This window comes from Xenorhabdus griffiniae, assembly GCF_001028135.1.
GTDB classification, from domain to species: Bacteria; Pseudomonadota; Gammaproteobacteria; order Enterobacterales; family Enterobacteriaceae; genus Xenorhabdus; species Xenorhabdus bakwenae.
Genome location: NZ_LDNM01000126.1, coordinates 11,823 through 32,689 on the forward strand (window position 1 = coordinate 11,823; position 20,867 = coordinate 32,689).

A 20,867-nucleotide genomic window follows, 5' to 3' on the forward strand; every position below is an offset into this window, starting at 1 on the left:
AGATGGATTAATGATTTTTATAGACTTACTTTATTAAGGAATTATAAAAGGGGTGAAATATGTTGGAAAGTGATAAAGATCTGATCTTGTCAGATGATGATTTAAATTTATCTGTTAAAAATGGGGCTGATGTTATTATTGGTCAAAAATTTTACCTTGATATAGAAATACCCAAAGGAAAAATTTCTCAATCACTTAATATAGGAGTGAAGGATTTTAAAGGTTTTGAAAGTGTAAAAATAATCAAACCAATTAATATTGAACAGGATAGCAAATCATATAATATGGTGATTTCATGCACTGTTAAAGGAAACGGTTCAATAACCGTGGGAGAAGAAATACATTTTACACTCACAGGTGTTGATAAGGTAATGACATATTATGCAAGGGATTTGGTTAACAGTTCAATCCAATTGAAGAAAAATAAAAGCATTTGTGCAACACCAAATAGCAACGATATAGATGATAATAAAGATCATTATATCAGTTATGATACAACACTATTCGATACTAATGGTCAATTACTTAAACACACTCCCGTCAATATTTACTCTGAAATTAATGAGGATATAGAAAGAAACATCATAATTACTTCTGAACCTGATGGGGTAGGTCAAAAACACCAAATTATCAAACCAAAGAATTATGAAGGAAAAACTCAACTCATTATTACCAGTGATGAAAATGGAAGAATAAAATTCCGTGTCTATCCAGTCATGAATACGCCTGCTATTATGGGTTTAATCAGTCAAATCGAAGGCGTTGCTGAATATCATTCTGGTGACATATATATGATTTCTGTTGTTCCACCCAATGATGATAACTCACTTAATCCACCAGATATTCCTGAACTGGAAGGGGGGTCATTAGAAAGTGATGGACGTCAACGTTTCGAAGCAGAGATTGATTCCTATCCTAATGTATCCAAGACAGATAATGTTTTATTTTTCAATAAAAAAAAGGAAGATGATTCTTTTGATCCAGAAGGATTAATATTTCCGGTAAAAAAAATTTCCGATGTTTTAGGGAATATGGATTCAGCAAATTATAATTATACATTCTTAATGAGAAGAGATATTTTCCCATCAGGAAAAGACTCGATGCTTTATTATATAATAGCACCCGAGTTTGGCAATAGTATGTATTCATATGTTCGAGGTGTTACATATATAGGTGATGAGCTAACTTCACCTAATGATAGTGTGAAAAGAACATATAATATGCCTATGGTTTTCTCAAGTTTTGCTGATATAAAGCAAGATCCTAAACTTGAACATTCTGACGATGAAGAAAAACCAAACCATGAGAATATTACTCAAAGAGATGTATCTAATTATGCTGTCAGTGGGTGTCAATTATATGTAAAATTTTTGTGTACTAATGATGAAAATGATTCCTATTATCCTCTTTGGGGTGAAAAAATATATTTAAGAATGTATATTAGTTCAGCAAATCAGAATTTTAATAAGATATTTCCAGTTGTTGCTCCTCATGCTCCAGATAAACCAGGAGGGAAATTGTCGACGGTCATCATTAAAATTGATTCACCAGAGCTTAATGATGTGAAGGGATATGTGACTGGAGGGGCAGGAAAGATTTACTTTGAATATTATATCATTGATCCAGTTACTCATGAAAAGATACATAGTAATTATTGGAGAAATGAAATCATGACAAGTGATTAATACCGACAATTATATTAGGCTGTCTCTATGTTAGTAATATTTGATACAATATATAGAAACAGCCATTTTACCTATTATTGTCATTTTACATTTCCGTTAAGTTATGTACGTGCATGGAAATCGTTTAAATATATTCTCACAGAGCTATTTTAACACCTACTCTGTGTGCTAGTATATCGGCCGAGTTAGGCAAATGTACCGGATACATTTTGAAAATGTGACCTTAAATCTGTACACATCTTGCGGAGTGAAGCAAGGATTTGTTTCTAACGTACTAATTAATATGAATTTGATATAATGCAAGTGATCTTTCGTGTGGGTCACCACTGTATATTAAGGATGTTAAATGCCTGTAATTACTCTTCCTGACGGTAGTCAACGTCAATTTGAGCATGCTGTTTCCGTAATGGATGTGGCTCGTGATATCGGTGCTGGTTTGGCAAAAGCGTGTATTGCTGGCCGTGTTAATGGTGAATTGGTTGATGCGTGTGAATTAATTGAGACCGATGCCAATCTTGCCATTATCACCAGCAAGAATGAAGAAGGTTTGGAAATTATCCGTCATTCATGCGCACATTTGTTGGGCCATGCAATTAAGCAGTTGTGGCCTGATACGAAAATGGCTATCGGTCCTGTTATTGATAATGGTTTCTACTATGACGTCGATTTAGATCGCGCTTTGACACAGGAAGATATCGAGCTGCTTGAAAAACGTATGCTGGAACTTGCCGTAAAAGATTACGATGTCATCAAAAAAAGAGTTGGCTGGCAAGAAGCGCGTGACACATTTGCAGCTCGCAGTGAAGAGTATAAAATCCAGATTTTGGACGAAAATATTAGTCGTGATGATCGTCCTGGTCTGTATCACCATGAAGAATACGTTGATATGTGCCGTGGGCCGCATGTTCCTAACATGCGTTTTTGCCATCACTTTAAACTGCAAAAAGTTGCAGGAGCGTACTGGCGCGGTAACAGTGACAACAAAATGTTGCAGCGTATTTATGGTACTGCATGGGCTGATAAGAAACAGCTTAATGCCTATTTACAGCGTTTGGAAGAAGCAGCAAAACGCGATCACCGTAAAATTGGTAAGCAGCTTGACCTGTATCATATGCAGGAAGAAGCACCAGGCATGGCATTTTGGCATAATGATGGCTGGACAATTTTCCGTGAATTAGAAACTTTCGTCCGTTCAAAGCTTAAAGATTACCAATATCAGGAAGTAAAAGGCCCATTCATGATGGATCGGGTCCTGTGGGAAAAAACCGGGCACTGGGAAAATTATAAAGAAAACATGTTCACTACTTCATCGGAAAACCGCGAATATTGCGTAAAACCGATGAATTGCCCAGGCCATGTTCAGATTTTCAACCAAGGGTTGAAATCTTATCGTGACTTGCCGTTGCGGATGGCTGAATTTGGTAGCTGTCATCGTAACGAACCCTCTGGCGCTTTACATGGTTTGATGCGTGTACGCGGTTTTACGCAAGATGATGCGCATATTTTCTGTACTGAAGATCAGATCCTTCAAGAAGTCAGTAGCTGTATCAAAATGATTTATGATGTGTACGGCACATTTGGCTTTGAGAAGATTGTTGTTAAATTATCAACACGCCCGGAAAAACGGATTGGTACGGAAAAACAGTGGGATGAAGCAGAAGCGGATCTTGCTGAAGCATTAATCCAAAATGGTATTGAATTTGAATACCAGCCGGGTGAAGGGGCATTTTATGGCCCTAAAATTGAATTTACTCTCTATGATTGTTTGGATCGTGCGTGGCAATGTGGTACTGTGCAACTCGATTTTTCACTGCCAGCACGCCTGAGTGCGTCATATGTAGGTGAAAATAATGAACGCAAGGTTCCTGTGATGATTCACCGTGCGGTTCTGGGATCACTGGAACGGTTTATTGGTATCCTGACAGAAGAGTATGCTGGGTTTTTCCCAACATGGTTGGCACCTCAGCAGGTCGTCGTTATGAATATTACTGATGGCCAGTCAGATTATGTACAGGAATTGGTTAAAAAACTTCAAGATGCAGGCATTCGTGCAAAAGCAGACTTGAGAAACGAGAAGATTGGTTTTAAAATCCGTGAACACACTCTGCGTCGTGTGCCTTACATGTTTGTTTGTGGTGACAAAGAAGTCGAATCAGGAAAAGCATCCGTTCGTACTCGCCGCGGCAAAGATTTAGGTAGCATTGAAATCAGTGAGTTTACAGAAAAACTGCTGACAGAAATACGCAGTCGTAATCTTCACCAATTGGAGGTATAAGGTATTAAAGGCGGAAAAAGAATTCAACCGGCGCGCCCAAATCGCATTAATGAAGAGATTCGCGCGTCTGAAGTTCGTTTAACTGGATTAGATGGCGAACAGATTGGTATTGTCAGTCTGAGGGAAGCTCTCGAAAAAGCTGAGGAAGCTGGTGTTGATTTAGTTGAAATCAGCCCAAATGCCGAACCGCCGGTTTGTCGTATTATGGATTACGGCAAGTTCCTCTATGAAAAGAGTAAGTCAGTCAAAGAACAGAAAAAGAAACAAAAAGTTATTCAGGTCAAGGAAATTAAATTCCGTCCTGGTACAGATGAAGGCGACTATCAGGTCAAACTACGCAACCTGATTCGTTTTCTGGAAGATGGCGATAAAGCCAAAATCACCCTGCGTTTCCGTGGGCGTGAAATGGCGCACCAACAGATTGGTATTGAGATGCTTAACCGTATCCGTGACGATCTGAATGAACTGGCTGTGGTCGAATCCTTCCCAACGAAGGTTGAAGGCCGCCAGATGATCATGGTGCTCGCTCCTAAGAAGAAATAGTCAGGCAAACAAGTAATGGACTCCAGTTAATTATGGCTGGAGTCCATTCGCCTTACTAGTTCGTTGTAATTAACAATGCGAAGTGGAAATTAAAATGCCAAAGATTAAAACAGTACGCGGCGCAGCTAAACGCTTCAAAAAAACTGCAAGTGGCGGTTTCAAGCGTAAGCACGCTAACCTTCGTCATATTCTGACTAAAAAATCAACCAAGCGTAAGCGTCACTTACGTCCAAAAGGCATGGTCTCCAAAGGTGATCTGGGCCTGGTTGTTGCTTGTCTACCATACGCATAAGCAGATTTTTTTAGATTAGAACTCAGAGACGATAGGAGAAGTATATGGCTCGCGTAAAACGTGGTGTTATTGCCCGTGCACGTCACAAGAAAATTTTGAAACAAGCGAAAGGTTACTACGGTGCTCGTTCGCGCGTTTATCGTGTTGCTTTCCAGGCTGTTATCAAAGCTGGTCAGTACGCTTACCGTGACCGCCGTCAGCGTAAACGTCAATTCCGTCAATTGTGGATTGCACGTATCAACGCTGCTGCACGTCAGAACGGCATGTCTTACAGCCGTTTCATCAATGGCCTGAAAAAGGCTTCGATTGAAATCGACCGTAAGATCCTGGCTGACATCGCTGTATTCGACAAAGTAGCATTCGCTGCTTTGGTTGAAAAAGCGAAGGGCGCTCTGGCATAAGTCAGATTAAAAGAGGGAGCTTGCTCCCTCTTTTACTTTTTTCCAAAAGATTAGATAATATCTGCGATCAGAGAGTATTGTGGTTAAGATTGCGATTAGTGAGTGCAAGAAGGTACAGGAGAAAGAACACAAATGATAAAGTTAGCCTTTTTTCGTTTCTTTTTTTACTTTAGCACCTGAAAGCAGGGGGCTTCGCGCGTAAGAAAAGAAACGAAAAATAGCGCTTGAGCCTCCAGTGTGGAGGCTTTTTTATTTTTATGGCCTCATTAATTGATAACATGAGGACATAGTCGATAACAACTAAAGGGCCATCAGGCCAAAGGAAGAGGAAAACGATGTCACATCTTACTGAGCTGGTTGCAAAGGCAAAAACAGCCGTGGAAGAAGCCCAGGATGTTGCCGCGTTGGATTTGGTGCGAGTTGAATACCTGGGAAAAAAAGGCCATTTAACCCTCCAGATGTCATCACTGCGTGACTTACCAGCCGAGGAACGTCCAGCGGCAGGGGCTGTTATTAATCAGGCGAAACAAGAAGTTCAAGAAGCTTTGAATGTGCGTAAGGCAAAGCTGGAAGCTGATATTCTGAATGTGCGTTTGTCAGCAGAAAAAATTGATGTTTCATTGCCTGGTCGTCGTATGGAGAATGGTGGCTTGCACCCTGTTACCCGCACGATTGAACGTATTGAAACTTTCTTTGGCGAGTTGGGTTTTTCTGTTGAATCAGGCCCGGAAATCGAAGATGACTATCATAACTTTGATGCTCTGAACATTCCTGCACACCATCCTGCGCGTGCTGATCACGATACTTTCTGGTTTGATGCGACGCGTTTGCTACGTACCCAGACTTCTGGGGTACAGATCCGTACCATGAAAGAGCGTCAGCCACCCATCCGTATCATTGCGCCAGGTCGTGTATACCGTAATGATTACGATCAGACACATACCCCGATGTTTCATCAGATAGAAGGGCTGATCGTTGATAAAAATATCAGTTTTACCAACCTGAAAGGTACATTGCATGACTTTTTGAATAACTTCTTTGAAGAGGATATGCAGATACGTTTCCGTCCTTCTTATTTTCCATTTACAGAACCTTCCGCAGAAGTTGATGTGATGGGCAAAAATGGGAAATGGTTAGAGGTTTTGGGTTGCGGTATGGTGCATCCTAACGTATTACGCAATGTGGGTATTGATCCTGAAATCTATTCTGGTTTTGCCTTTGGTATGGGAATGGAGCGTCTGACCATGCTGCGTTATGGTGTTACAGATTTGCGTGCATTCTTCGAAAATGATTTACGTTTCCTCAAACAATTTAAATAAGGCGGGTATATCTCATGAAATTCAGTGAACTCTGGTTACGCGAGTGGGCAAACCCAGCCATTAATAGTGAAGCATTGTCTGATCAAATCACCATGGCGGGTTTGGAAGTTGATGGTGTTGAAAAAGTGGCAGGTCAATTCCACGGTGTATTTGTTGGTGAAGTTGTTGAGTGTGGACAACATCCAAATGCAGATAAGTTACGTGTCACAAAAGTTAATGTCGGTGGTGAACGTCTGTTAGACATTGTCTGTGGCGCCCCGAATTGTCGTCAAGGGCTGCGTGTTGCTGTTGCGACAGTGGGTGCTGTGCTGCCCGGTGATTTCAAAATTAAGCCAGCGAAATTGCGGGGCGAGCCGTCAGAAGGCATGCTGTGTTCATTTGCTGAACTCGGTATTGCTGATGATCAGGATGGCATTATTGAACTGCCAGCAGAAGCTCCAATAGGTGTTGATCTGCGTGATTACATGAAATTGGACGATAATGCGATTGAAATCAGCATTACACCAAACCGTGCTGACTGCCTGAGTATCATGGGAGTTGCCCGTGACGTTGCGGTTATCAATAAATTGCCCATGACAGAGCCGAAAATCGAAGCGGTTAAACCCACTACAGATGCAACATTCCCTATTCGTGTTGATGCGCCTGAAGCTTGTCCGCGCTATTTGGGGCGTGTGATCAAGAATGTGAACATCAAGGCAATCACCCCATTGTGGATGCGCGAAAAGCTGCGTCGTGGTGGTGTTCGTTCTATTGATCCGGTTGTTGACATTACCAACTATGTTTTACTCGAATTGGGCCAACCATTGCACGCGTTCGATTTAGAACGTTTGCATGGTTCAATTATTGTGCGTTTTGCAGAGCAAGGTGAAAAACTCACTCTGCTAGATGGTAATGAAGCCGAACTTTCTGCTGAAACACTCATTATTTCTGATGAAAAACAACCGGTTGCTATGGCAGGGATTTTCGGCGGGGAATATTCTGGTGTTAATGCAGAAACACAGCATATTATGCTAGAATGTGCATTCTTCGCACCACTGGCAATTACTGGCCGTGCTCGCCGTTATGGTTTGCATACTGATGCTTCCCACCGTTTTGAACGTGGTGTTGATCCACAGCTCCAGCATAAAGCGATGGAATATGCTACTCAGTTGTTGATCGACATCTGTGGTGGAGAAGCTGGGGAACTCGTTGATGTTACTAGCGAATCTCACTTACCAAAACCAGCAACGATTACGCTTAATCGCCATAAATTGGATCGCTTGATTGGTCATCATGTTGCAGATGAACAAGTAACCGATATCCTGACGCGTTTAGGTTGCAAGGTCACTGTCCAGAATGGAAGCTGGCAAGCGGTTGCCCCTGGCTGGCGTTTTGATATGCAAATCGAGGAAGATCTTGTTGAAGAGGTCGCCCGTATTTACGGTTATAACAACATTCCTGACGTTCCAGTGCGTGCAGATCTGATTATGACTTCACATCGTGAAGCTGATTTGCCATTGAAACGGGTTAAAACCATGCTGGTGGACAGAGGTTATCAAGAAGCGATTACTTACAGTTTCGTTGATCCTAAGATTCAGAAACATCTTCACCCGCAGGAAGAAGCGTTAATTTTGCCTAATCCAATTTCGGCGGATATGTCTGCAATGCGTCTGTCCTTGTTGACAGGATTACTGACAACTGTCGCCTATAATCAGAACCGTCAGCAAAACCGTGTCCGCTTATTCGAAACAGGGTTGCGTTTTGTGCCGGATGAAAATGCGGAACATGGCATCCGTCAGGAATTAATGCTTGGTGGTGTTATTGCGGGAAACCGTTTCGAAGAGCACTGGTCGATTGAAAAACAATCAGTTGATTTCTTTGATTTGAAGGGTGATTTAGAATCTGTTTTAGAACTGACAGGTAAACTATCTGGTATTTCCTTTAAGGCAGAAGAACATCCTGCTTTACATCCTGGGCAAAGCGCTGGGATTTATCTGGAAAATAATTACATTGGCTATATCGGTGTTGTTCATCCAGAACTGGAGCGTAAACTTGACTTAAACGGCCGTACCGTGGTATTCGAGTTATTATGGACTGGTCTGGTAGACCGCGTGATCCCTGAGATAAAGGAAGTTTCTCGCTTCCCATCTAACCGTCGTGATATCGCCATCGTTGTGCCTGAAAATGTAGCCGCAGAAGATGTTCTGGCTGAATGTAAGAAAGTTGGCGTAAATCATATAGTTGGCATAAACTTATTTGACGTGTATTGTGGTAAAGGTGTCGCGGAAGGTTACAAGAGCCTTGCTATTAGCTTAATCTTGCAGGATACCATGCGTACACTGGAAGAAGAAGAAATTGCTGCGACCGTCAACACATGCGTTGCTGCACTAGAACAGCGATTCCAAGCATCCTTGAGGGACTGAACTTATGGCGCTTACTAAAGCTGAAATGTCAGAAAATCTGTTTGAGAAACTGGGTATTAGCAAGCGTGACGCTAAAGATCTGGTAGAAATATTCTTTGAAGAAGTTCGTCGTTCTTTGGAGAATGGGGAGCAAGTGAAATTATCTGGATTTGGCAACTTTGATTTGCGAGACAAAAATCAACGTCCAGGCCGTAATCCAAAAACAGGTGAAGATATTCCGATTACGGCTCGCCGTGTTGTCACTTTTCGCCCTGGTCAAAAACTGAAAAACAGAGTGGAAAAAGCGTTACCCAAAGAATAAATACATAAAAAGGCCGCATCTTGCGGTCTTTTTCTTATCTTCTCTATTTCATTGTACCCAATGAAAAGCGTACTTATTTTCTAAATGGCCTCACAAATGCGCTCTGTTTATGAGTTGATCACCTATCAGAGAAAACGTAACCATCGAGTGATGGCGGTTTTGTCTGTTCTATTCGTTATTCTGTTTATCTTGTCATTATGTGCCGGTGAAATCTGGTTTTGGCCTGATCAATGGTTATCGGAGCCTGCCCGGTTATTTATTTGGCAGTTGAGATTGCCCAGGGCGATTGCCGTTATGGTAGTTGGTGCAAGTTTAGCCCTGTCAGGAGCAATTATGCAGGCTCTGTTCGAAAACCCGTTAGCGGAGCCGGGATTGCTTGGGATCAGTAATGGTGCCGGTGTTGTCGTAGTAGGTTTAATACTGATTTTTCATGGTATTGCCCCATTGTGGTTATTAAGTGTGGGCGCAGTATTTGGGGCATTTTTCATGACCGCTATTTTGCTGGGATTTTCCAGAAAACATCAAGTGACCAATACCCGTCTGTTATTGATTGGGGTTGCTTTTGGGGTGGTCTTTGGTGCGTTGATGACATGGATGGTTTATTTCAGTACAAGTCTGGATCTCCGGCAATTGATGTATTGGATGATGGGAAGTTTCAGCGGTGTTGATTGGCGTCAAAAATGGCTGATTGTTGCATTGCTTCCTGCCATCTTATGGTTAAGCAGCAAAGGTAACATTTTGAATTACCTCTCTCTTGGGGAGTTACAGGCCCGGCAACTAGGAATTTCCCATCATCAATGGCGTAACGTATTTGTATCGGTCATTGGATTATTAGTTGGTTTGAGTGTTGCCCTTGCGGGCGCAATCAGTTTTATCGGTTTGGTTATTCCCCATATATTGAGATTGATTGGTTTGACCGATCATAAGGCATTACTTCCGGCCAGTGTATTGGCGGGAGGCAGTGGTTTACTGCTGGCAGATTTAATTTCCCGTCTGTCATTATCCCACGCAGAAGTGCCGATAGGCGTTGTCACCGTCACGTTAGGCTCCCCCATTTTTATATGGCTGTTATTAAGAACACGTCACTATTAAAACATACCAAACTAACCTGCTAATGCAAGATAAGGAAATGAGGGTAACAACATGATCGGTCAGCCGATTTTGGAATTGGATGATGTTACTGTTAACAACAGATTGAGTTCATTGTCTGAGTCTGTTACCGCGGGGCAACAGATTCATTTGGTGGGGCTTAATGGTTCAGGAAAAAGTACGCTGCTTGCAGCAATTGCGGGAGTTTTATCCTATAGCGGCACTATTTGTTTGCATGGTCGAAACTTGCAGGATTACCGCCAGCACGAATTGTCAAAGCGTCGGGCCTGGTGCTCTCAATCTTCTTTTGTTCCTATCATGCCGGTTTTTCAGTATTTAGATATGTTCCGCCCTGAGTGTGCACCATTGGCTCAAAGTGAACATGTGTTGTATGCACTTTGCCAGCAAATGAAGCTTCTGCCATTGCTGACTTCATCAATTGGTCAACTCTCAGGCGGAGAGTGGCAGCGTGTCAGATTGGCGGGTACGTTTTTTCAGATATGGCCGGATCTGAATCCCGATGGGAGCTTACTCTTACTTGACGAGCCGACAAATAATCTTGATATCACCCAACAAGCCGTTTTAGATGAGTTAATAAAAAGATTCTGTGCATTGGGGGGAACGGTATTATTGAGTAGTCATGATCTTAACCACACGTATGAACAGGCAACAGAGGTATGGCTGCTCTCGCATGGAAAATTGTTAGTATCGGGTATACCAGAGAATGTAATGACAGAACGAAATTTATCAGAAGTTTTTGAGGCAAATATTGGACATATCAGAAATGCCAGCTATAAATTATGGAGGGTTAACCACGTATAATTTCTGTCAGTGAAATCCACCATAATCACTGCCTGCTATCTGTTTTTGGTGCCTGGTTGACCACAATTTGCTTTTTGTTTATGTTTCGTTCAAAAATCATCTCCTAGAATCGATTGATTATAAAACAATTTGGGATAGACAAGGCACAAGGCGGTTATGGATAATTTTTTGCCATTTTCTCGTCCTGCAATTGGCGGCGAAGAGATAGAAGCGATAGAGAAAGTTTTACACTCAGGTTGGATTACTACAGGCCCACAAAACCATCAGTTAGAGCAAGATTTTTCTCTCATGTTTGGCTGCAAACATGCAATTGCTCTGTGTTCTGCGACGGCGGGAATGCATTTGGCTTTGCTGGCTCTCGGCATAGGCCCAGGTGATGAAGTCATTACGCCTTCCCAAACCTGGGTTTCCACTATCAATATGATTTGTTTGCTGGGCGCTGAACCTGTCATGGTTGATGTTGACCGTGATACATTAATGGTCAGCGCAGAAACCATCAAAAAAGCGATTACCCCCAAAACCAAAGCAATTATTCCCGTCCATTATGCGGGAGCGCCTTGTGACCTTGACGCTCTCCGCGCTGTAGCTCAAAAAGCGAGTATTCCCCTGATTGAAGATGCCGCCCATGCTGTCGGCACCCGTTATAAAAATGAATGGGTCGGAGAGCGGGGTACTGCAATCTTTTCTTTCCATGCGATTAAAAACATGACCTGCGCTGAAGGTGGCATGTTGGTCACAGATGATGATGAACTTGCCCAACGGATCCGTTGCTTAAAATTTCATGGTTTAGCTGTTGACGCTTTTGACAGACAAATTCAGGGCAGGAAACCTCAGGCGGAAGTGATTGAGCCGGGTTTTAAATACAACCTATCGGATATTCATGCAGCGATGGCAGTTGTGCAACTGGGCAAACTGACATCAATGAATGCACGTCGTCGGGAGTTGGTGGCTCGCTATTTTGCCGCTCTTATCAACTCACCATTACAAATGCTGAAAGTTCCCGAATATGCGCATTTGCATTCTCATCATCTTTTTATGGTACGTGTTGACAAAGATCTCTGTGGCATTGACCGCGATACTTTTATGGCACGACTAAAGGATAGAAATATTGGCACAGGTTTGCATTTCAGAGCTGCGCATACACAAAAATATTATCGTGAGCGTTATCCACAACTCTCCCTGCCTGTATCTGAGTGGAATTCATCAACACTGTGTTCATTACCTCTTTTTCCAGATATGAGCAATGACGATGTAGATCGTGTCGTGAATGTGATAACTGAAATTCTTTCGGAGCATAAGTAAGTGACATTTGAGAAGATCAAAAAAGTTTCAGTCGTTATTCCTGTTTATAACGAAGAAGAAAGTTTACCCCAGTTATTGGAAAGAACGCTCGCAGCGTGCCAAAAATTAGAACAGAAATACGAATTAATCCTGGTCGATGATGGTAGCCATGATAGTTCTGTCGAGATCTTAACTCAGACGGCTGAATCTCCAGAAAATCATGTGATTGCGATTTTGCTTAACCGTAATTATGGGCAACATTCAGCCATTATGGCCGGTTTCCATCAAGCTGACGGTGATCTGATTATTACACTTGATGCTGATTTGCAAAACCCGCCAGAAGAAATTCCTCGTTTAGTTAAAACGGCGGAAGAGGGATATGACGTCGTGGGTACACGTCGTCTTCATCGGCAGGACTCTTGGTTCCGTAAAACCGCTTCTAAAATAATCAATGCGATGATAACTAAGGCGACGGGGCGTTCAATGGGAGATTATGGTTGCATGTTACGCGCCTATCGACGTCATATTGTACAAGCAATGCTTCAATGCCATGAACGCAGCACGTTTATTCCCATCCTTGCTAACACCTTTGCCCGCAGAACAATAGAAATTGACGTCGCCCATGCAGAGCGTGAGTTTGGGGATTCTAAGTACAATTTTATGAAACTGATAAACCTGATGTATGACCTTCTGACGTGCTTAACCACTGCACCATTGCGGCTACTGAGTGTCGCGGGAAGTATCATTGCCATAACAGGTTTCTTGTTGGCGGTATTATTGATTGTTCTACGCCTTATATTTGGCTCAATGTGGGCTGCTGAAGGGGTGTTTACCCTGTTTGCTATTCTTTTCATGTTCCTTGGTGCACAGTTCGTCGCCATGGGACTGTTGGGTGAATACATTGGTCGAATATATAACGATGTTCGTGCTCGCCCGCGCTATTTTATTCAAAAAGTGGTCGGAGTTAAGAAGACTAACGACAATCAGGAAGAAAGCTAATGAAAGCAGTTATTTTTGCCTATCACGATATTGGTTGTGTCGGACTTAATGCATTAGTTAAAGCGGGTTTTGATGTTCAGGCCGTATTCACTCACACTGATAATCCAAATGAAAATCACTTTTTCTCTTCTGTTGCCCGTACCGGGGCTGATTTGGGTTTACCCGTGTTTGCGCCAGAAAATGTGAATCACCCACTTTGGGTTGAACGCATTCGAGAGATGCAACCAGATGTTATTTTCTCTTTTTACTATCGCAACCTGCTTAACCAGGAAATTCTGTTACTGGCTGAAAAAGGGGCATTTAACCTTCATGGCTCCTTGTTGCCGAAATATCGTGGCCGTGCTCCCGTTAACTGGGTAGTACTCAATGGAGAGACTGAAACCGGTGTAACATTACATAAAATGCTGGAGAAGCCGGATGCGGGAGATATTATCGCGCAACAGGCTGTACAGATTGATGAAAATGATACTTCCTTGATAATTCATGGAAAAATACGTGAAGCGGCCGTTGAATTATTGGATAGTATTCTGCCTCAAATAAAATCCGGTCATTATCCATCAATTCCACAGGATGAAAGTCAGGCTACTTATTTTGGCCGTCGCACCGCTGAAGATGGTGAAATAGTATGGAACAAGTCTGCCAAAGAGATTAATAACTTAGTTAGGGCAGTGACAGAACCCTACCCGGGGGCATTTACTTTTCTCGGTGAACGTAAGATGACGATTTGGCGTTCACGGCCGCTTAATCAGTCCCACGGAAAACGCCCAGGAACCGTAATATCGACTGATCCCTTTGTGATTGCTTGCGGTGAAGGTACGCTGGAAATTATTAGCGGGCAAGGAGAGTCAGGGCTTTATGTTCAGGGTAATCGATTAGCTCTTGAAATGGGCGTAGTGGCTGGGGTTTATGTTGGCTCTAAAGCAACAGCGCAAATCAGTCGTCGTAAGCGCGTACTCATTTTAGGCGTCAATGGGTTCATTGGTAATCATCTGACTGAACGCTTGTTGAGTGATGGCAATTATGACATTTACGGGATGGATATTGGCTCTTCGGCGATTGAGCGATTTATTGGTAATCCTCGCTTTCACTTTATTGAAGGTGATATCAGCATTCATACTGAATGGATTGAATATCACATCAAAAAATGTGATGTCATCCTGCCATTAGTGGCAATCGCAACGCCGATTGAATATACCCGTAATCCGTTGCGAGTCTTTGAACTGGATTTTGAAGAGAACCTTAAAATTGTCCGATATTGTGTTAAATACAATAAACGGATTATTTTCCCATCCACATCCGAAGTTTATGGTATGTGTGATGATAAAGAATTTGATGAAGATACTTCGCGTCTGATTGTTGGGCCTATTAATAAACAGCGTTGGATCTATTCAGTTTCAAAACAACTACTTGATCGAGTTATTTGGGCATATGGCACACAACAGGGCCTGAAATTTACCTTATTCCGTCCATTTAACTGGATGGGACCAAGACTGGATAACTTAAACTCAGCGCGCATTGGTAGTTCAAGAGCAATTACCCAATTGATTTTGAACCTGGTGGAAGGCTCGCCAATTAAACTGGTGGATGGGGGAGAACAAAAACGCTGTTTCACTGATATCCATGATGGTATCGAAGCCCTGTTTAGGATCATTGAAAACCGTGGCGGGCTATGTGATAGCCAAATAATCAATATCGGTAATCCAATAAATGAAGCGAGCATTCGCCAGTTGGCTGAAATGTTATTAGACAGCTTCGAAAAACATGATTTGCGAGGCCACTTTCCCCCATTTGCAGGGTTTAAGAAGATCGAAAGCAGCAGCTATTATGGACGAGGCTATCAGGATGTCGCGCACCGTAAACCCAGTATTAAAAATGCAGCGCGTCTGTTAGGTTGGAAACCTACTATTGATATGCAGCAAACTATTGATGAAACATTGGATTTCTTTCTGCGTGGAGCAGTTGAAGAATCCAAAGGGAAACACTAAAAGTCAATGGGAAGAGGAAAAGAGCGGAAATAGCGTAATGAAAAAAGTGGGTTTGAGAATTGATGTGGACACTTATCAAGGCACTAAGGAAGGTGTACCACGGTTGCTTGAAATTTTACAAAAGCACCATATTCAAGCCAGCTTTTTCTTCAGTGTTGGCCCGGACAATATGGGGCGTCATTTATGGCGCCTGTTGCGCCCGAAGTTTCTCTGGAAGATGCTGAGATCAAATGCGGTGTCTCTTTATGGCCTGGATATTTTATTGGCGGGTACAGCCTGGCCGGGGAAAAAAATCGCAAAAGATTTAGGGCATTTGATGAAGCAAACAATGGATGCAGGCCATGAAGTTGGTTTACATGCATGGGATCATCAAGGTTGGCAGGCAAAAGCAGGGCGTTGGTCGGAGAATGAATTAACAGAACAAGTGAAGTTAGGTATTGAGGCGTTGGAAAAGGCAACAGGAAAAGCCGTGACATGTTCAGCTGTCGCGGGTTGGCGAGCCGATGAACGTGTGCTGGCTGTTAAACAATATTTTGGCTTTAATTACAACAGTGATTGCCGTGGAACACATCCATTCAGGCCACTTTTGCCCGATGGCAACTTGGGAACCGTACAAATTCCTGTCACATTACCTACCTATGATGAAGTTGTTGGAACACAAGTCAGCGATGCAGATTTTAATCACTTTATCCTTGACGCGATTAAAAATGATCATGGGGTTCCTGTTTATACGATCCATACCGAAGTTGAAGGGATGTCGAAATCTTCACAATTTGAGACATTGCTGGACATGCTTCATCAACGCGATATTCAGTTCTGTAAATTAAGCCATCTGTTACCAGAAAATAGGGATACACTCCCTGTTGGAAAAATTGTTCGTTCGGATTTTCCTGGTCGTGAAGGTTGGTTAGGTTGCCAACAAGAGGTAAACATAAGATGTTGAACACCCGAACGAGTAAAACAGGAGCCGTTCTGATGGCTCTTTTTTTTATTCTTACTTACTTATTACCTCTGGATAGTCGTTTATTATGGCAGCCGGATGAAACGCGGTATGCTGAAATTAGCCGGGAAATGCTACAACGTGGGGATTGGATCGTACCTTACTTCTTGGATATCCGCTATTTTGAAAAACCAGTAGCAGGCTATTGGATCAACAATATTAGCCAGTGGATTTTTGGTGACAATAATTTTGCTGTCCGTTTTGGTTCCGTGCTGAGTATCCTAATCAGCGTATTGCTGCTTTATCGTTTGGCAATGATGATGTGGCAATGCCGCCAGACTGCTTTCGTTTCCGGCCTGATTTACATTTCCATGTTTATTGTTTTTTCCATTGGCACCTACAGTGTTCTTGATCCTATGTTTTCTTTATGGATTACAGCGGGGATCGTGAGCTGCTATTGGGCGCTTAAGGCGGTGGCTATCCGAGAACGAATTTTGGCATGGTCTGTTCTGGGGCTGAGCTGTGGGATGGCTTTTATGACAAAAGGATTTCTGGCATTGGCGTTACCCGTGATTGCCATGCTACCCATTACGATATACCAAAGACGCTTTTGGGAAATGGTTCGTTTTGGGCCTCTTGCCGTGATTTTTGCTGTTTTAATCAGCCTGCCGTGGGTGATTGCAATTGCTGTGCGTGAGCCGGATTACTGGCATTATTTCTTTTGGATAGAGCACATACAGCGTTTTGCTTCTGATAAAGCCCAGCATATTGCCCCTGTTTGGTATTACTTGCCCGTATTGATCTTAGGCGTGATCCCGTGGCTAGGGTTACTACCAGGTGCTTTAATCAAAAGCTGGAAGGAGAAAAAAAGTCACCCAGAAATGTTTTTTTTGTTTTGCTGGTTTGTTGTTCCATTTTTATTTTTCAGCATCGCAAAAGGGAAACTACCCACTTACGTTTTACCCTTTATCGGTCCTTTAGCTTTGATGATGGCAAAATATGCTGTCGATTGTGTCAAAAATGGCAACATGAACGTATTGAAAATAAATGGATTGGTAAATGTCTTCATTGGATTGCTTGCCATTTTGGTGCTTTTTATTCTGGAAACCTTAAAAAATTCCCCACTTTATCAACCCGACGAATGGCTAAAATGGATTATAGGAATTATTGCCTTTGGTGTTTGGAGTGGGATTGGTTATTTTTGTTTTATTTGCGATGGTAAATATTGGCTATGGGCTGCCGCTTGTTCAGTTATGCTCAACTTATCGATAGGTAGTGCTTTGCCTGATAAAACGATAAATTCGAAACTTCCCCAGCATTTCATTCAGCAAAACGAAAAAGAGTTGTCTGACAGTAAATATATTTTGACTCAATCTGTTGGCGTGGGAGCAGCCATTGCGTGGGAATTGAAACGTAGTGATATTTATATGTTTGATCGTCCTGGGGAGTTAGAATATGGCCTTGCTTACCCTGATAGCCAATATCGATATATCACGGAGCAAGAATTTCCTGCGTGGCTAGTGACAGCACGTAAAAAAGGTCAAGTCGCTATTGTTTTTCTATTACCCTCAGCAGGTGAATTGTCTGAATTACCGGAGCCAGATTTTGTGCGTCGAAATCATAGATTTGTGCTCGTGATTTATAAGAAACAGCCATGAGTAGCAAAATAATATTATTAATTTTGGTTAGTCTGCTTACTTGTGCGGGGCAATTATGCCAGAAGCAGGCGGTTATTTATTGGCAGAAAAAAGATACCCCGTATAACGTGCTATCGATGGCGATATGGCTGTCCAGTGCTATTCTTCTGTTGGGAATAGGGATGATATTTTGGTTGCGATTATTACAATTTTTTCCACTGAGCATTGCTTACCCTATGCTGAGTATAAATTTTGTCATAGTGACTTTAATTGGGCAATTTCTGTATCAGGAAAAGGTGGGGTTAAAGCACTGGATGGGGGTTTTTGCCATTATGTTCGGGATCTTATTGATGAGTTTGAGTCAATGAAAGGTTATCTGTGGGGGATGGCGAGTGTCTTGCTGATCACTGTAGCGCAATTGTTATTGAAATGGGGAGTTGCTCATCTGCCGGAACTTTCGTTATCAATGCATTGGCTGGATATCAACTGGCTTTGGGCAAATCACAATCCTTTGTTGATGATGACGGCCGGATTGGCGGGTTATATACTCTCCATGTTATGTTGGTTTTTCACATTAAAATATCTGCCATTGAATAAAGCGTACCCTATTATTAGCTTGAGTTATGCCTTTGTTTATTTAATGGTGGTTTTATTACCTTGGTTTAGTGAAACTACCTCACTGTTAAAAACATTGGGAGTTTTTTTCATCTTATTGGGCGTTTGGTTAATCAGCAGATCGGAAACAAAATAGATAAAGTTTGTCGTTTCTACGTGGTGATTGAGGAAAAGTGATGACTGAGGGAAAGCGGATGATAATAAAAGTAAGGTATTTATGCCTGATATTGAGTTTCTTTCTTATAGATTATAGTGCATTTTAAATCAAATAGTTATGACTTATTGGGGTTCTATAGGGGTGCTGTGATAGCGACCCCAGATTAGTTTTGACGTCTTTTTGTTAGTTTGCTTGCCTTTTAAAATGAATCCTCTCAATTTCTTTTGCGGCCAGCTCCCTTTGTTCGTCAATGTATGCGGCCAGATCATTCACATGAACGATTCTCGGTGATTTTTGACTGTCAGTTAATTTGTATGTAGGAATATTCAGCTTTCCTTCATTTGCTTTGCGTTCCGCAGTTCCAGGACTCATTTTGAGGTATCTTTCTGCTATGGCCGACAAAGGAATTTGCGAAGTTTCAAATTCCGCCATTAACAAGAACGTCGTGTTCATCTTCATTTCTCAACTCCTTTCCGGTATCCTGCCTGCCAGATTGCATCGGTGATATCAGCCGGATCGCCCCATACTGAGGCGATGATTTGTGTGAGGTGTAGGTCAATTGTTGTCATCGCTTGCCGCCTCTCCTTTTGAACACCAAAGTAAAACTTGCTCTACAAAATGCTTGATGTGCCGTCCGTGATAACCTTCGTCAACATGAAACAGAATTGACTTAACAAATTCACTGATATTGTCTATAGCCTCTTTAAAAGCCTGGTTTTCACGTCGTTCTTTTTCTAATGCCTGAGCGGTATAGAACAAAACATGAAGAGGCAGTTTATCCATGTCGTCATCGCTTAGCGGTTCATTTAGATCAGCCACAACCGCTTTTTCCATGTCACGCCAATCATTAGAACCATCGGTAACTGCGACGGTTAGGCTGTCTGCATGACTCTCATGGATATTAACCAGAATAACGGGGTTTTTAATTTTGCTCATGACCGCTTTCCTCCAAATGCATCACAAACCAAGTTTGCTGCTTTAATAATTTCAATGAATTGCCAGCCCTCCATTTCTAACTGAGCGCCCGAATGTTGACGGGTAATTTCCTTGAGTACAGCCAAAATTAATTCAGACTGGTCAATTTTGGTCATTACTGATTTTTCTCTTTGTTTATCCGTCTTCTTCAACAACCAGTCTGCCCATTCGCGCCCGTCGTCGATGTGGAATGTGGCCTTAACAAGTACATTGTCAATGTCTGCCCTCTGGCGATGCTTATCTGTCACGGTCAGCCTCCTTACAGATGATTTTGTAAGCACGCATCATGTGGTTCGCTTTACCTGTAATCGTGGTCTTTCTGAAAAGCACACCGACGGAAGAAGCCCGAACAGGTGTAGCTAACAGGGCGGCATCAACACAACGATGATGCTTACGGCGTTCGGTAATGAAACTGGCAATGATGATTTCGCTGTTTGCTGCCTCAGTGATGACAATGACGCCATACTTGCCGTAATCAAATGCTGTTTCAGTGTGTTGCTTGCTCATTATTTGCCCTCCGGTGTATAAATGGCTTTGTCGTGGTGGTATTCACCGTTCCATGATTTCTTCATGGGAAGTTCGCCTTTCATGTACAGGGCATACAGGCGGTGACAACCTTTCTCCAGTAACACGGCGGTACGGGTGATAAAGGCGTCCTTTCCGCGAGGGGTTATCTCGTTTTCATCTTCGGTGAGATAGCGATCACGGGCATATGAAGCGACACGCCAGCGTGGTTTTTTCTCCGGATCTTTCTGCTCGTTGTAAAGCCAGTTGCGCTCCATTGCCCACCACATGATTTTGGCGGTATTCACCCCGTTCAGGCCCTTACAAAAAGCGGGAATGGTCATCCCTTTGGTGAAGTATTTCTCCAGGCTGTCCACGGTGGCATTCAGGGTTTTGTTTTCCCCCTCAAGGCGCTCAACGTTCTCGGCATACACGGACAGCATTGAACGTAACTTTGCGGGATTACTGAGTAACTCAGCTTCCGTTGTGATGCTATCGCGACGAGTGAAGTAGAACTCAGTCAGGTCGTCGAAGTAGTTCCACGCTTGGTCAGTTTCCAGCATCTTAGAGTGGTTCGCAGCGCCGCGCTCTGTCCAAAGAGTGATGGTGCTTGTGTGTTTATTAACCGCGTCGCTAAAAGATACG

At 42.6% G+C, this 20,867-nt stretch carries 23 protein-coding genes and 1 other annotated feature; of the genes, 18 read left to right on the forward strand and 5 right to left on the reverse strand.

The genetic code is table 11. From position 1 onward, the window contains the following. Window positions 1–59: 59 nt before the first annotated feature. The 18 genes from AAY47_RS18370 to arnF all read left to right on the forward strand — a co-directional run bounded on the left by AAY47_RS18370 (window position 60) and on the right by arnF (window position 18,722). Entirely contained in the window at window positions 60–1,685 is a 1,626-nt protein-coding gene (locus AAY47_RS18370) for a hypothetical protein (protein WP_047771718.1), read from the forward strand. A gap of 346 nt (window positions 1,686–2,031) precedes the next feature. Next, window positions 2,032–3,960 (forward strand): threonine--tRNA ligase, encoded by a 1,929-nt coding sequence (thrS, locus tag AAY47_RS18375; protein ID WP_047771719.1) that lies wholly within the window; start codon window positions 2,032–2,034, stop codon window positions 3,958–3,960. 3 nt (window positions 3,961–3,963) lie between these two features. Then, complete coding sequence (infC, locus tag AAY47_RS21040) at window positions 3,964–4,503, forward strand: translation initiation factor IF-3 (RefSeq protein ID WP_072059829.1); 540 nt, start codon at window positions 3,964–3,966, stop codon at window positions 4,501–4,503. Window positions 4,504–4,597: 94 nt separating this feature from the next. After that, a complete protein-coding gene (gene rpmI, locus AAY47_RS18385) occupies window positions 4,598–4,795 on the forward strand; it encodes a 50S ribosomal protein L35 (RefSeq protein WP_006118955.1) in 198 nt (65 codons plus the stop codon). A 44-nt stretch (window positions 4,796–4,839) separates the two neighbouring features. Next, entirely contained in the window at window positions 4,840–5,196 is a 357-nt protein-coding gene (gene rplT / locus AAY47_RS18390) for a 50S ribosomal protein L20 (protein WP_010847342.1), read from the forward strand. A gap of 131 nt (window positions 5,197–5,327) precedes the next feature. Next, window positions 5,328–5,450: a sequence feature (Phe leader region), on the forward strand. Then, window positions 5,329–5,376 carry a pheST operon leader peptide PheM gene (pheM, locus tag AAY47_RS23375; RefSeq protein ID WP_152669842.1) on the forward strand — a complete coding sequence of 16 codons (48 nt, stop codon included), beginning with the start codon at window positions 5,329–5,331 and terminating at the stop codon, window positions 5,374–5,376. Its footprint overlaps the feature before it by 48 nt. An 81-nt stretch (window positions 5,451–5,531) precedes the next feature. Further along, window positions 5,532–6,515 (forward strand): phenylalanine--tRNA ligase subunit alpha, encoded by a 984-nt coding sequence (pheS, locus tag AAY47_RS18395; protein ID WP_047771720.1) that lies wholly within the window; start codon window positions 5,532–5,534, stop codon window positions 6,513–6,515. Between the two features lie 14 nt (window positions 6,516–6,529). Further along, entirely contained in the window at window positions 6,530–8,917 is a 2,388-nt protein-coding gene (gene pheT / locus AAY47_RS18400) for a phenylalanine--tRNA ligase subunit beta (protein WP_047771721.1), read from the forward strand. 4 nt (window positions 8,918–8,921) lie between these two features. Continuing rightward, window positions 8,922–9,218, forward strand: a complete 297-nt coding sequence (gene ihfA / locus AAY47_RS18405) for an integration host factor subunit alpha (protein ID WP_010847339.1) — start codon at window positions 8,922–8,924, stop codon at window positions 9,216–9,218. Between the two features lie 96 nt (window positions 9,219–9,314). Continuing rightward, window positions 9,315–10,310, forward strand: coding sequence for a vitamin B12 ABC transporter permease BtuC (gene btuC, locus AAY47_RS18410; protein ID WP_083446793.1), 996 nt, complete (start codon window positions 9,315–9,317; stop codon window positions 10,308–10,310). A gap of 51 nt (window positions 10,311–10,361) precedes the next feature. Further along, window positions 10,362–11,129 (forward strand): vitamin B12 ABC transporter ATP-binding protein BtuD, encoded by a 768-nt coding sequence (gene btuD / locus AAY47_RS18415; protein WP_047771725.1) that lies wholly within the window; start codon window positions 10,362–10,364, stop codon window positions 11,127–11,129. A 156-nt stretch (window positions 11,130–11,285) separates the two neighbouring features. Continuing rightward, on the forward strand, window positions 11,286–12,431 hold the full coding sequence (gene arnB, locus AAY47_RS18420) for a UDP-4-amino-4-deoxy-L-arabinose aminotransferase (RefSeq protein ID WP_047771726.1): 1,146 nt from the start codon (window positions 11,286–11,288) through the stop codon (window positions 12,429–12,431). Then, entirely contained in the window at window positions 12,432–13,409 is a 978-nt protein-coding gene (gene arnC / locus AAY47_RS18425) for an undecaprenyl-phosphate 4-deoxy-4-formamido-L-arabinose transferase (RefSeq protein ID WP_047771728.1), read from the forward strand. Further along, window positions 13,409–15,394, forward strand: coding sequence for a bifunctional UDP-4-amino-4-deoxy-L-arabinose formyltransferase/UDP-glucuronic acid oxidase ArnA (gene arnA / locus AAY47_RS18430; protein ID WP_047771730.1), 1,986 nt, complete (start codon window positions 13,409–13,411; stop codon window positions 15,392–15,394). Before arnC ends, arnA begins: the two co-directional genes overlap by 1 nt. A gap of 37 nt (window positions 15,395–15,431) precedes the next feature. Continuing rightward, entirely contained in the window at window positions 15,432–16,337 is a 906-nt protein-coding gene (gene arnD / locus AAY47_RS18435; RefSeq protein ID WP_047771732.1) for a 4-deoxy-4-formamido-L-arabinose-phosphoundecaprenol deformylase, read from the forward strand. Next, a complete protein-coding gene (gene arnT, locus AAY47_RS18440) occupies window positions 16,331–17,992 on the forward strand; it encodes a lipid IV(A) 4-amino-4-deoxy-L-arabinosyltransferase (RefSeq protein WP_047771734.1) in 1,662 nt (553 codons plus the stop codon). The genes arnD and arnT overlap by 7 nt, the downstream gene beginning before the upstream one ends. Continuing rightward, window positions 17,989–18,339: a 4-amino-4-deoxy-L-arabinose-phosphoundecaprenol flippase subunit ArnE gene (gene arnE, locus AAY47_RS18445; protein WP_047771735.1), complete on the forward strand. Its 351-nt coding sequence runs from the start codon at window positions 17,989–17,991 to the stop codon at window positions 18,337–18,339. Before arnT ends, arnE begins: the two co-directional genes overlap by 4 nt. Then, window positions 18,336–18,722 (forward strand): 4-amino-4-deoxy-L-arabinose-phosphoundecaprenol flippase subunit ArnF, encoded by a 387-nt coding sequence (gene arnF, locus AAY47_RS18450; RefSeq protein WP_047771737.1) that lies wholly within the window; start codon window positions 18,336–18,338, stop codon window positions 18,720–18,722. Before arnE ends, arnF begins: the two co-directional genes overlap by 4 nt. A gap of 204 nt (window positions 18,723–18,926) precedes the next feature. On the opposite strand, the gene AAY47_RS18455 is transcribed toward arnF, so the two are convergent. The 5 genes from AAY47_RS18455 to AAY47_RS18475 all read right to left on the reverse strand — a co-directional run. Then, entirely contained in the window at window positions 18,927–19,196 is a 270-nt protein-coding gene (locus tag AAY47_RS18455) for a pyocin activator PrtN family protein (protein WP_047771745.1), read from the reverse strand. Between the two features lie 102 nt (window positions 19,197–19,298). Continuing rightward, window positions 19,299–19,679, reverse strand: coding sequence for a hypothetical protein (locus AAY47_RS18460; protein WP_047771739.1), 381 nt, complete (start codon window positions 19,677–19,679; stop codon window positions 19,299–19,301). After that, complete coding sequence (locus tag AAY47_RS22110) at window positions 19,676–19,966, reverse strand: hypothetical protein (RefSeq protein ID WP_047771740.1); 291 nt, start codon at window positions 19,964–19,966, stop codon at window positions 19,676–19,678. The genes AAY47_RS18460 and AAY47_RS22110 overlap by 4 nt, the downstream gene beginning before the upstream one ends. Further along, window positions 19,956–20,225 (reverse strand): hypothetical protein, encoded by a 270-nt coding sequence (locus AAY47_RS18470; protein ID WP_235428412.1) that lies wholly within the window; start codon window positions 20,223–20,225, stop codon window positions 19,956–19,958. Before AAY47_RS18470 ends, AAY47_RS22110 begins: the two co-directional genes overlap by 11 nt. Further along, the coding region (locus tag AAY47_RS18475; protein WP_047768545.1) for an antirepressor at window positions 20,225–20,867 on the reverse strand (643 nt) is incomplete at its 5' end. The genes AAY47_RS18470 and AAY47_RS18475, both read right to left, overlap by 1 nt.